12 protein-coding genes are annotated in these 13451 nt (G+C 27.8%); 11 read left to right on the top strand and 1 reads right to left on the bottom strand.

Annotated features, from left to right (window positions below):
- The first annotated feature begins 10 nt into the window (after nt 1-10).
- Nucleotides 11-709, top strand: a complete 699-nt coding sequence (locus SCHIN_RS06030) for a hypothetical protein (protein WP_166508724.1) — start codon at nt 11-13, stop codon at nt 707-709.
- Between the two features lie 413 nt (nt 710-1122).
- A complete protein-coding gene (locus SCHIN_RS06025; RefSeq protein ID WP_166508723.1) occupies nt 1123-1317 on the top strand; it encodes a hypothetical protein in 195 nt (64 codons plus the stop codon).
- A 500-nt stretch (nt 1318-1817) separates the two neighbouring features.
- Here the strand turns inward: SCHIN_RS06025 and SCHIN_RS06020 are convergent, their stop codons facing one another.
- Complete coding sequence (locus tag SCHIN_RS06020) at nt 1818-2948, bottom strand: hypothetical protein (RefSeq protein WP_166508722.1); 1131 nt, start codon at nt 2946-2948, stop codon at nt 1818-1820.
- Nucleotides 2949-3095: 147 nt separating this feature from the next.
- Here SCHIN_RS06020 and SCHIN_RS06015 point away from each other — a divergent pair, with 147 nt between their 5' ends.
- From SCHIN_RS06015 to fusA, 9 genes are all read left to right on the top strand, one after another.
- Nucleotides 3096-3854 carry a hypothetical protein gene (locus tag SCHIN_RS06015; RefSeq protein WP_166508721.1) on the top strand — a complete coding sequence of 253 codons (759 nt, stop codon included), beginning with the start codon at nt 3096-3098 and terminating at the stop codon, nt 3852-3854.
- A 174-nt stretch (nt 3855-4028) separates the two neighbouring features.
- Complete coding sequence (locus tag SCHIN_RS06010; RefSeq protein ID WP_166508720.1) at nt 4029-5609, top strand: ABC transporter ATP-binding protein; 1581 nt, start codon at nt 4029-4031, stop codon at nt 5607-5609.
- 21 nt (nt 5610-5630) lie between these two features.
- On the top strand, nt 5631-6356 hold the full coding sequence (locus SCHIN_RS06005) for an ABC transporter ATP-binding protein (protein WP_166508719.1): 726 nt from the start codon (nt 5631-5633) through the stop codon (nt 6354-6356).
- A complete protein-coding gene (locus SCHIN_RS06000) occupies nt 6349-7641 on the top strand; it encodes an FtsX-like permease family protein (protein WP_166508718.1) in 1293 nt (430 codons plus the stop codon). Before SCHIN_RS06005 ends, SCHIN_RS06000 begins: the two co-directional genes overlap by 8 nt.
- A 149-nt stretch (nt 7642-7790) precedes the next feature.
- A complete protein-coding gene (locus SCHIN_RS05995; RefSeq protein WP_166508717.1) occupies nt 7791-9530 on the top strand; it encodes a hypothetical protein in 1740 nt (579 codons plus the stop codon).
- A gap of 18 nt (nt 9531-9548) precedes the next feature.
- Nucleotides 9549-10286, top strand: a complete 738-nt coding sequence (locus SCHIN_RS05990) for an ABC transporter ATP-binding protein (protein WP_166508716.1) — start codon at nt 9549-9551, stop codon at nt 10284-10286.
- A 119-nt stretch (nt 10287-10405) separates the two neighbouring features.
- A complete protein-coding gene (gene rpsL, locus SCHIN_RS05985) occupies nt 10406-10825 on the top strand; it encodes a 30S ribosomal protein S12 (protein WP_069117440.1) in 420 nt (139 codons plus the stop codon).
- Between the two features lie 57 nt (nt 10826-10882).
- Nucleotides 10883-11350 carry a 30S ribosomal protein S7 gene (gene rpsG, locus SCHIN_RS05980; RefSeq protein ID WP_166508715.1) on the top strand — a complete coding sequence of 156 codons (468 nt, stop codon included), beginning with the start codon at nt 10883-10885 and terminating at the stop codon, nt 11348-11350.
- Between the two features lie 27 nt (nt 11351-11377).
- Nucleotides 11378-13447: an elongation factor G gene (gene fusA / locus SCHIN_RS05975; RefSeq protein ID WP_166508714.1), complete on the top strand. Its 2070-nt coding sequence runs from the start codon at nt 11378-11380 to the stop codon at nt 13445-13447.
- Nucleotides 13448-13451 lie beyond the last annotated feature (4 nt).

The raw sequence follows: 13451 nt of genomic DNA, 5'->3' as shown, positions 1-13451 counted from the left end.
ATATATAGTTATGAAACAAATTGGAATAAATGATATATCAAAATATCTGGAATGAGATTTTGAAAATCTTGAATATATAGTAAAAAAACAAATAAAGGAAAAGAATATTTATACAGAAATACTTGAAAATAACATTGTCGATGATAAATTGTTATTAAAAAATACTTTTGATATCACTTTAGAGCAATATCCCCACATAAACACAGTTGGTGACAATGTTATAAAACAGTCTATCAAACAATCAGAGTGTATTAAAGATATGGTATTTAAAAGCATTGAAAATAGAAATGGATTTAAAATAAACTTTGTAGAAAATGAATGTGAAAACATTAATCACATAAATTTAGCTAAAAGATATGTAAAAGAATTTAACAATTTAATTTACAAATATAAAGTGAGTGATATTTATTGTAATCGAGTATTAATTTATTCTGACAATAATTATAGTTTTATTGGTCATATTGATGTACTTGTAAAAACAAATCAAGGATATATACAAGTAGAGATAAAAACTAGTCGAATTAACTATGTTGAGAAGTATAATGCTCAATTATACTTGAATAAAAAACTAATTGAAGTTAACAAAGATATAAAAATTAAAGAGTCTTTTATACTTAATATTAGAGAACAACAAGTTTTTTTAGCATCAACTGAATTGAGTAAAAAAGAACAATTCACTTTATTGCAAAGTGCAAGACATTATTGATAAAATGATAGAAATATGAAAGTGAAAAGATAGAAATGAGCCATTTAGGACCTTATGAAATAACATTTATAGTTTTTTTAATTTGCTTGGGTATAACAATTTTTATGTGACCTACACAATATTTCTTAATTAAGAGTTGAAACAATTTAGTCGACAGAAAAAAAAGAAACAAGTTGAAAAAAATTTTATGACCAACAGCTATAATAACTTTGTTTTTTGGCTCAGTTTTTATTTTACTATTTGCTTTTATTTTCAACTTCGTAGGTTCAGAACAATTGTTCAGACCCTTTGCAAACCTTTGTCCAGTAGATTAAAAAAAGTCTTATTTTTAAAAAACTTTCAACCAAATAATTAACTTGACTAAAAATGAAAAATGTTTAAACTTATATGTATAGGAAACCTATAAGGAGAAAACTATGACAAAAGAAGAATACAAAGAAAAAGTTGCTCAACTTAAAACAAAAAAAGTTGAAAAAGAAGTTGAAATTGAAAAAGCAAAAGAAACAATCAAATCAGCTAAAATTGATCTAAAAAACAAAAAAAGTGAAATTAAAATTATTGTTGGTGAATTCAAAATTTTAAAAAGCCAATGAAAAAAACAAGAAATGTAGAATTTAATCATTATATATAATCTTTACAGTTTATATATAATGATTTTTTTGTCCTTTAAAATGAAAACTACTTTTAGTTTATAAAAATCCTTTTACTAGTTTCAATGCTACTATTAATTTAAGGAGGCGAAAGCAATGAATAAAAGCTTACAACATCCATGATAGTTATTTAAATAATTAGATTATTTAAATAACTAAATTGGAGCTATCTGGAAAAGATATAGCATATTCATATGTGATAAGTTATAGCAAAAATATACAACAATTTTGAATTATAGTGTTCTTCCGAAAATGTCATTTTAAAAAGTGTTGTTAAAATCCGATAAACTTCAGATTACAATTGATTTGCACGTTTGCATACCTATCACATCTCCAAATTACAAAAAAATGAATGAATGAAAGAAGGAAGGGAAAGAAAGAAATTTTATAAAAGACGTATTCTTCTTGATAAACAAAATAAGTGATGAAAAACACCTCTAAATTAGAGGTGTTTTTATTTATTAAAATTCTACAATTCTTGGGTGACGATCTTTTAACTCTGTTTTCATGACGTCATATCCAATACTTTTCAATCTGGAGTTATAATCTTTGAAAGCTTTTTTTCTAACTTTGTTTTTGGTTACTGCTCCAATAAATAATAGACCTACAACCAATAAACAACTTAATCCAAATAAAATTTTTAATCCTATATTCATAGAATCTTTATTTTTAATATAAATAATATCTGCTCTTACCTTAACAATATCTCTTGTAATTGTAATTTTTTCAACATCTTGAGTTTCTTTATGTGAAGCATCTCTCAAGAATGCTTCCAAGTAATAAAGATCATATGCACTCAATCCATAAAATACTTTCTCTTCAATTTCTACTTCAACTCTTGAAGGTTCTGGACGGAACTCTAAGTTTAAAGTCATTGTTGGTTGTTCAACAATTTTTTCTTCAATTACAGGTTCTGGTTTTGGGATTTGAATGTAAGTTAAGTTTTCGTTAATCATTTCTTTGATTGGTTTACTTGGTGTTGTTACGGTAATTGGTTCAATTTTTGGTATTTCAATTTTTTGTCTGACATCAATTACTGGTTTAACAGCAGGTTTATTAATAGTTGGTTGTGGATTTCTTTTTAGGTTTATATTTAAATTATCTCTTTTTGGAGGTTCTTTTTTGTCGAAATCTAAGCGTCTACCTGTAGCTCTTCAATCATTATCAATCAAGTCTTCTATATTTGATTGCTTTCTACTTGGCGCATCAGGTCTTGGTGCTCTTTGAGGTGGAGGTGAAGCTTTTTTTACAAATACAAGAACAAAGTTAGTTTCTCTATCACTTGTATTTGAAGATTGTGATTGTATTTGTAAATTATCTTCATAATACAATTGTAAAAGTACATTTTTTAGAGTTGGGTTTTCAACTAAGTTACTTGGAAGTGTGTTGTAAAGTTGTTGAACGCTAATTGTTCTGCTTTTTTGAATGTGATTTAAAACTTGTTCTTTTACCATTCTATATTCTGCACTACTTTTATCAGCAGAAAAATTAGGTCCACCACTTCTAGTTATACCTCTTGATTGCATTGCTTTATTTCTACAAAAATCTGCTCAATCTAAAAACTCACGAGAGTTTGATTCTCCTCAAACCATATTTCCACTCCTTTTCAATACTTCTCTTATTATAATAAAAATATTGTCTATTTAATAACTTATAGTATTAATTAAGGAAATATTGGTATAAAATGACTAATCTTGTTAAAAATTAGGTATTATTATTTTAGATAGAGGTTAAGGAAAATGAAACAAATTAAGCCAATAGAATATGAAAGAATAGTTGTTTCAATGATTAATGAAGTTTATGAAAACTTTGCAAAAAATCACAAAATTGATTTCAAAGCTCCAGAAAACATTGAAGAGTTCTTTAAAAATAACAAGTCATTAGATGTAAGAAAAGACATCGAAAACTTTGGTATAGAATTAGATAAAACATTTGGTGATTGAAAACCATTAGATGAAAACATGGACAGAATGATAGTTATAAATCACTTATTAGCAATTTTACAAAACTCAATTATCGTTTTAATGTCAATTGATAAAAATCTTGAAAGTGAAAAATTAGAAAACGAAAAAATAGTTGAGATGGGCGGAGTAGATATTTTAATAGCAACTGGTGTACAAGCTCTTGGAGTTAAAGCAAACGAATTAACAGAACTGTTTGATGAATTAAAACTTAAAAACGATCCTTTAATTGTCTTTGAACAATTAAACAAACATTTTATAGCAATAAAAAACCTTGAAGCAGAACAAGCTTTTAGTTTATTTATGCAAAACGTTTTAGAATTCATAACTTCATATAGAAATACTTATGAAAAATTATCTCAAGTTAAAGAAGATGAGTTTAGTCAAAATAGAATACAAATGTTTATGGAATACATGAATGCATATTACCTTTTAGTAATATTATTAAAATTAACATTAGTATATCCATACCAAGAAGGTTTGATTGAACAACAAGCATATGAAAATATAGTACCCAATATCAAACTTTATAAGTAATAAATCTTGCTAAAGCAAGATTTTTTTTATCAAACAATTTTTATTTGATAAAACTAGTTTTAGATTTATTGGTATTACCCATAATGAGTGTAAAATAATTGAGTGTATTAATGGCATGGCGTGTTAAGTAAAGAAATATAATTTAATAATATATCAATCAAATGAAAGGAAATTATGACAAAATTAACGAATAAATATTGATATTTAATATTAATATTTGCATTAATTTCTGCAGTTTCAAATGCAGGAATGGTTTACGGTGGATATAGGTTATCTAGCGTACTACAAGGAGTTTTTGAAAGTGATATCAAAGCTGTTACAAGAGACACAATTATTATTGGGTGTTCTTTTATAATATCTTTTTTCACTCACTATATTGCAAGCTTAGTGCAAGTAGTAACAACTAAAAAATTAACAATTGAATTAAAAATGCTAATATGTGCAAAAATTAATTCTTTAACAGATAAAGAATATGATGAATATAAAAAAGGAGACTTTATTTCTTGATTAACAAAAGATGTAGATACAATTGGAAATCTTTGTTTCTCAAGTTTATTTAATGTAACTAAAAGTTTATCAGCTGTAGTTTTAGCAACTTATGCTGTATTTACTTTCCATTGAATAATTGGTCTATCAATGTTTGGAATCACTTTATTAATGATAATTTTACCTTCTTTATTTCAAGGTTATGTTTCAAAGAAAGTGAAGAACATGTCCAAACAAAATGAAGAGTTTTCACAAAGAATTGAAAACCTTCTTAACGGATATAGAATTTTTTCATACAGTAATGAAAAAAGAATATTTGAAAAACTTATTAAAGTTGCAAACGTAAGAGAACAAAAAGCTGTTGCATCTTACGGAAAAGCTTCAGCATTACAAGAGTTTGTACTTTATGGTTTATTCATATCTAGTCAAATGATAATGTTATTTGTTTCTATCTTTTTATCTTTAAATGGACAGACAGAAATGGGAGCAATGTTGGCAGTAACCAACATTGCAGGAACTTTCTTTAATGGTGTAAATGGATTATTTGGATCTGCATTTACTATTAAAGCAGGATCTGTAATATTTAAAAAATTTGAATTTGCAAAAATAGATCTAGATTCTCAACCAAGACAAATAGATTTTCAAAGTTTACAAATTGAAAATGTAAACTATGCAGTTGAGGAAAAACAAATCTTTAGCAACTTAAATTTAAAAATTGATGCAAACAAAAAATACTTAATTGTTGGAGAATCTGGAAAAGGTAAAACTACACTGTTTAAACTAATCTTTGGATTGATTGACAATTATGAAGGGGATTTAAAAATTAACGGTGAACTTGATTACAAATCAATTGAATCGAAAGATTTAAAAAACCTAATGGCTTACTTGCCTCAAGAAACAATTATTTTTAATGACACATTAAGAAATAATATTTCATTATTCAATGAAGATATTTCTGATGACAAAATAATTAAAGCTATTGAACAAGTAAATTTAACAGAGTGGTTTAAAAAACATAATTTAGATTCAGAAATTAATAGTGAATCTAAAAATGTTTCGGGTGGAGAAATGCAAAGAATTGCAATAGCAAGAGCAATTGTCCAAGACAAACCGATAATGATATTAGATGAGGTTACTGCAAATTTAGATAAAGAAAATAGAGAGATTATTGAAAATCTAGTGGGTAAACTAGATAAAACAGTTCTTTACATTTCTCACACAACTAGTGCAGAAAATAACCAAAACTTTAATGAAGTTATTAAACTTTAATAGAAAGAATAATTATAAATTATGAATTCAAATTTAGCTATCTCGTTTAAAGATCTTGAAAAGAGCTTTAATGATAAAAAAATTTTAAAAACCATTAATATAAATTTGCTTAGCAAAAATTTTACTGCAATCATGGGACCATCAGGAAGCGGAAAAACTACTTTGCTAAATGTAGCTTCTGGTTTAGAAGAACCTACAAGAGGTTCTGTTTGAATAGAAAATACAAATATGAGTCTTTTAAAGGAACCTGAATTAACAAAATTCAGAAGAAAAAATATTAGTTATATTTTTCAAGATTATAATTTAATACCTTATTTAAATGTATGAGATAACATAACTATTGTTAATAAACTTTCAAAGCAAAAGATAGATGAACAACAAGTGTTTAAAATTATTGAAAAAGTAGGACTGAAAGATTTTGAAAAAATTAATGTAGAAAAACTTTCAGGAGGTCAAAAACAAAGAGTTGCAGTAGCAAGAGCTTTGGCAAGTCATAGTAAAATTATTTTTGCTGATGAACCAACAGGAGCATTAGATATAAAAACAAGAAATGAAGTTATAGAATTATTAAAAACAAATGCAAAAGAGTTTGGTAAAACATTATTTGTTGTAACTCATGACCCTTTTGTTGCAAGTCAAGCAGATGAAGTAATTTTTTTAGTTGATGGTCAAGTCAAAAAAGTTGTTGAAAGACCAAGAGTTGAAGAAGTTATGAGAAATATTTTAGAATTAGAAAAAAATGTTTAAAGTTATATTTCTACAGTTCAAGTCTAATTGAAAAAATCATCTAATAACTTTTATAACTTTAATGTTATCAACACTATTACTTGCAACTTTTAGTTTGTTATTGATAAATACCTTGTATGTCATTGCAAACAATGAATTTAACAATAAATTAGAAGGTATACAACTTTTATCTACCTTTTCTTCACTTTGTGGAATAGTATTTTTTATGTCTTATTTTAGTTTATTTGGGAGTATAAAACTGTCAGTTAAATTGAGATTAAAACAACACAGACAGTTAAGAATTATTGGATTTACAAGTGGTAATATTAAAAACCAAATTTTTGTTGAAAATTTGGTTATGTCTTGTTTTACGACTTTAATTTCATTATTTTTAGCAATACCAATAGCAAACCTAATTATAAGTATTTTTAAAAACCAAGGGTTAGTAAATGAGCAATTTTATTTAAAGAGAAATTTTAGTTTTCAATGAATATATATTGTAATGACTATAGGTTTTACAATCCTAATAGGATTTATATCTACTCTTGATATAAAAAAACTTGTTAATATAAAAGAATTTAGTTTAGCAAAAGAAAATAATCAAAAAGCTGAAAAAGTAAAAATTACTTTTGGAGTTATTACATTGTTAATGTCTACAGCACTTATTTCCAATAAAGCTACAATGATTGATGGATTAGGACAAAACATTTCAATATTATCTGTCATGTTATTTTTGGTTTCTTTTGCATTGATAGGTAAATGATTTTTCTTAGGATTTGTATTATTTAATCTAAAGTTATTTAAAGGTATTATTTTTCAAAATACCTTTAAATCTCTAAAATTTAATATCGAAAAGATCATAGGTCCAATTACTCTATTGATGTCTTTGTTGTTATTTTCAAATTTTTCAATAACAACAGTTTTGATGGGTGTTGAAGAAAAACATAACCTAATAAATGCTGTTAGTTTAGCGTTAATTGTTGGAAGTTTTAACCTTCTAATCGGTATTAATTTAATTTTTCTATATTTTTCAAATAAAAATATAGAAAATGAAGCACTAATAAAAATTGGTTATACAAAGAAACAAGTCAAAATTTCAACTTTATTAGAATATTTTAGTGCTGTATTATTTGCGATTCTAACTTCAATCCCCTTTATTTTAATTATTAACATTATCATTTGTGCCTATAACAATTGAACAATAAAACCAATAAGTGATCTAATTCTGTTTGGTCAAGTTAATGGGGCTTTACTGGGTATTTTGATTTTAGTGGGTATATGTTTAATAATTAAAAAAACTAAATAATAAGGAAATAAAATCAATATAAAAGACAAAATTTGCCAAAAATTTTGTTTTTTTTGAAAATTATTTCCATAAACAAAAACAATACCTACTGTTGGGTGTTATAATTTAGATAGAATTATATTTTTATATTTAAAAGTCGGGTGTAAGTTATGAACTTTATAAGTTTTAATTTTAAAAGAATTTTATTTTCGAAATACTTTGTTTTTTCAACAATTTCTATTTTGCTATTGAGTCTTATACTATGAACTATTTGACTGCTTGTAAAAATAGAAATTTATATGGTTTGGATAGTTTTTGCAACTTGTATTATTTGACTGACTTCGATTGATATATATACAATTTCAAACATAATGATTGATGATGTTAAAAATGGTGTCTTTGGCTTAGAAGTAAGAAAAGGAAAGAAACCAAATTTGTTAATTTGACAAAAATTGTTAATTTCAAAAGTAATAATATGAAGCACTATTGCTTTTGCCATGTTAATATTTTATTGTTTAACTTTAATTTTTAAACCGCTTCGTATCGATATGTTTTTGGATGGATATATTCCGGGGTATACAGTCTTTTATACGCTTGATATTTTATTGACTGGTTTATGCCTATTGTTTGGTAGTGGTTTGAGTTCCAAACTAATGTCCTTTGTAATTTCTTTTTTCTCAGCTATTTTGGTTTTTTCTCCGCTTATTGGTGTCTTACAAACAATTACAATAAAAGAATTGTTCATTCAAGAACAAACCTTGAATAGGGTACCTTTAGAAATACAAAAAATGGCTAGAAAAAACCAAAATGGTCTTGTTAGTTTCTTATATAAAAATCTTTTAACTTTAAATGAAAAAAATAATATTGAAATTTCTTTAATGGAAGATGCTGATTCTCAAGAAATAGAAACGTATGAGCAAGTAAAACTAAAGTTGAATGACAATAATTTATTAGAAAGAATTTTAATATATTACACATCTGTTGGACAACCTATAGATGTGGATAATTATTTAAATTCAAATTCAAATTACAATAAATATTTAAAATTCTCTATTACCGACAATTATAAAAATAGTGACTTGTTTAATTTTTTTAATGATACAAAAATTGAACAAGAAGAATTTAAACCTAACAATATTTTTATTTCAGATAAAAGTATGGAACAATTGAAGGGTAAAAATCAACTGTTCGACTATATGGATTTTTTAACTACAGAAAGTATGATTAAAAATTTAGAGGACAATTATTCTATAAAAAATCTAAAAACAGAAATTAAAACTTTAAAAGATTTATTTCTTGATTATTGAAACTATCAAAGATTTGGAATAAAAGCTGAATCAGGTTCTAGAGTTTATAATGTTGGTTACTTTGAAAAAAGTTTTGATTTTTATGATGTGTCAGAATTTGCTAACTATTTTTTTAGTTCAATAAATGATGATTATGGACTTAAAGATGGAAATCAACTTTTTATAATACTTATGTCTAACTTTATATTTCAAACAAGTGTTTTAGTTCCCAATACTGGAGAAAACGTTAAAAAAGATTTTGCATATAATTTTGTTTATAACGATTGAAAGAAAAGAAGACAAATATTTCTAACCAATCCCGTTCTTAGCCTTCCATATATGTATTTGTTTACAAAGATTTCAAAAAAACCCGAAGTAAACAATGCCTTGATGGAAACTTTGATGCCGGGACCTGCAATTCAAGACCTGGCTATGTTTGAAAATGAAGATTATATTGAAAGAGATAAATGATCCTTTAAAGACAAGGATGAATTACCAATTCAAAGTTTTGAAAATACAAAATTAGCTTTTAATCCTATTTATTATTACATGAGCTATTTAATCCTTGGTTTTAGCTTCATCTTTATAGGGTATTTGATTTATATTAGAAAGTTAAGACCTTAAAAATGGAGGGCAAGATGTATGATAGAAGTAAAGAAACTCACAAAGACATTTTTTAACGGGAATGGTGTACGAAATATTTCTTTTACAATAAAAAGAGGAGATATTGTTGGGATGGTTGGAGATAATGGAGCTGGAAAATCAACCATTATTAAATCAATATTCAATGAATATAAAAAAGACTCAGGTGAATTATTTTATGATGGTGTACCAATGAAAAAAACTCTTTTTAAAGAAGCGTCTTTCTTCCCGGATCAAAGTTTGTATCCAAACAATATAACTGTTAAAAATTTTTGTCTATATTCTGGTATTCTTTCTGGTTTAAAAAATAAAGAATCAAAAGTAAGAACAGATCAATTGTTAAAATACCTAGGATTGGTTGAATATAGAAATAAGACATTTAAAAAATTATCTGCAGGTATGCAAAAGAGAGCTTTGCTTGCAATTACTATGGTTTCAGACCCAAATATTATAATTTTTGATGAACCTACTGCAAATTTAGATGTTTCTACACGAGTTGAATTTATGGAGTTGATCAAAAAACTTGCAAGACAAGATAAAATAATTTTGATAACTAGTCATATCATTAACGAACTACAAGGTTTAATTAATAAATTGATTATTATAAAAGAAGGAGAATTGGTTTTTGGGCAATATCTTGCTCAAAATGACAATATTCTAGATATTTATAAGAAATTTACAAAAGCAAATGGTGAGCAAAAGGGTATGAAAAATATATTAGATGTATTTTCTAGTTAATTTACAAATACAATAAAATCAATATTTTTAAAAAATATTGATTTTTTTTGCACTAATTCTATATAATATATATTGTGTGAACACAATACACTCGGTATTGTGGAAAGGAGGAAACTGACATGGCAACAATTAACCAATTGGTTAGAAAACCAAGAAAAGCAAAAACTTGAAAAACTAAAGCACCCGCTTTAAACAGAGGAGTTAACACTTTATTAAAAAAAGTTACTAAAATTTCTTCACCTCAAAAAAGAGGAGTTTGTACAAGGGTTGCAACTATGACACCTAAAAAACCTAACTCTGCGCTACGTAAATATGCAAGGGTTAGATTAACAAACGGAATGGAAGTTACAGCTTATATTCCAGGAGAAGGTCACAACCTACAAGAACATAGTGTTGTTTTAATCCGTGGGGGAAGGGTAAAAGATTTACCTGGGGTACGTTACCACATTATTCGTGGAACACTTGATACTACTGGAGTTAACGGTAGAATGCAATCTCGTTCATTATACGGAACAAAAAGACCTAAAGAAAAAAAATAAGAGTGTAATATCACATTAAAACAAGTATCAATTAAATAAAAGAAAGGAGCAATAACAATGCGTAAACATCAAGCAGAAAAAAGAGATGTGCTTCCAGATCCAGTTTATAACTCAAAATTAGTTACTAAAGCTGTTAACAAAATTATGTTAGACGGAAGACGTGGAACTGCACAACACATCTTATATAAAGCTTTTGAAAAAATTCAAGAAAAAACTGGAACTAGTCCAATTGAAGTTTTCAACAAAGCTATAGAAAACATTAAACCTCACTTAGAACTTAAAGTTCGTCGTATTGGGGGAGCTAACTATCAAGTACCAATTGAAGTTTCAACAGATAGAAAAGTTACTTTAGCATTAAGATGATTAATTAACTATTCAAGATTAAGAAACGAAAAAGAAATGATAGATAGATTAGCAAACGAAATTATTGATGCATCAAACGGTATTGGTGGATCTGTTAAAAAACGTGAAGATACTCACAAAATGGCAGAAGCTAATAAAGCGTTTGCACATTATCGTTGATAATAGAAAGATTTATAGGAGAAATAGAATATGCCAAGAGAATTTAGTTTAGATATGACTCGTAACTTTGGTATCATGGCTCATATTGATGCTGGTAAAACAACAACAACAGAACGTATTTTATTCCATACTGGTAAAATTCATAAAATTGGTGAAACTCACGAAGGTGAATCACAAATGGACTGAATGGCACAAGAACAAGAACGTGGAATTACAATTACTTCTGCTGCTACAACAGCATTCTGAGCAGACCACCGTTTCAACATTATCGATACTCCAGGTCACGTTGACTTCACAGTTGAAGTTGAAAGATCACTTAGAGTTTTAGATGGTGCTGTTGCTGTTCTTGATGGACAAAGTGGAGTTGAACCTCAAACAGAAACTGTTTGAAGACAAGCTACAACATATAAAGTACCAAGAATCGTATTCGTTAACAAAATGGATAAAACTGGGGCAGACTTTATATACTCAGTTAAATCAATTGGAGATAGATTGGGAGCAAAAGCTTCACCAATTCAATTACCAATTGGTGCAGAAGATCAATTCTCAGGAATCATTGACTTAGTAGAAATGCAAGCATGAGGATTTGATGGAGCAGCTGATGAAATTGCAAAAGAAATTGAAATTCCTGCTGACTTAAAAGATTTAGCAGAAGAATTAAGAATGCAATTAATCGAAAGTGCGGTTGAATATGACGAAGAATTAATGATGAAATTCTTAGATGGTGGAGAAATCACTGTTGAAGAATTAAAAAGAGCTATCCGTAAAGGTGTTCTTTCAGCAGAATTCTTCCCAGTATTAGCTGGATCTGCTTTCAAAAACAAAGGTGTTAAATTATTACTTAACGCAGTTGTTGATTACTTACCTTCACCATTAGACGTTCCAGCTATTAAAGGAACTTTAGAAGATGGTAGTGAAGATGTAAGAAAAGCTGATGATAGTGAACCTTTCTCAGCTTTAGCTTTCAAAATTATGACAGACCCATTTGTTGGTAAATTAACATTCTTTAGAGTTTACTCTGGAGTATTAAACAAAGGTAGTTATGTTTTAAATGCTACAAAAGACAAAAAAGAAAGAGTTGGACGTCTTCTAAAAATGCACGCAAATAACCGTGAAGAAATTGAAGAAGTTTATGCTGGAGATATCGCAGCAGCTGTTGGATTAAAAGATACAACAACTGGAGATACTTTAACTGATGAAAAACACCCAATTGTTCTTGAATCAATGGTGTTCCCAGAACCAGTTATCCACTTAGCTCTTGAACCAAAAACAAAAGCTGACCAAGAAAAACTTGGAATTGCTTTAAACAAACTTTCAGACGAGGATCCAACTTTCAGAACATATACTGATGAAGAAACTGGACAAACAATCATCGCTGGTATGGGTGAACTTCACTTAGATATCATTGTTGACCGTTTAAAACGTGAATTCAAAGTTGAATCTAACGTAGGGGCACCTCAAGTTTCATACCGTGAAACAATTCGTGCTGCTGCAAAAGTTGAAGGAAAATACGTTAAACAATCAGGGGGACGTGGACAATATGGTCACGTTGTGATTGAATTCGAACCAAACCCAGACAAAGGGTTTGAATGAGTTGACAAAATTGTTGGGGGTAAAATCTCAAAAGAATACATCAACGCTGCAAGAGTTGGGCTGGAAAATGCCCTACAAAACGGAGTTGTTGCAGGGTTCCCAATGATAGATGTTAAAGCAACTATCGTTGATGGATCATACCATGATGTCGACTCAAACGAAATGGCATATAAAATTGCCGCTTCAATGGCATTGAAAGAAGCTGCTAAAAAAACTAACCCAGTTTTATTAGAACCAATTATGTCAGTTGAAGTTACTGTACCAGATGAATACTACGGAGATGTAATGGGTAACATTTCATCAAAACGTGGACTAATCGAAGGTTCAGAACAAAGAGGAAATGCTCAAACAGTTAAAGCAAAAGTTCCATTATCAGAAATGTTTGGATACGCTACTGAATTAAGATCATTTACTCAAGGACGTGGAAATTACACTATGATTTTCAGTCACTACAACGAAGCTCCAAAAAGCATCGCTGAAGAAATTATCAAAAAAGCAGGTAAATAGGGGT

It is taken from the genome of Spiroplasma chinense (genome assembly GCF_008086545.1).
Lineage (GTDB): Bacteria > Bacillota_I > Bacilli_A > Mycoplasmatales > Mycoplasmataceae > Spiroplasma_A > Spiroplasma_A chinense.
Note: the sequence above shows the minus strand (reverse complement) of the source record. Positions and strands in the feature narration are given on the sequence as shown.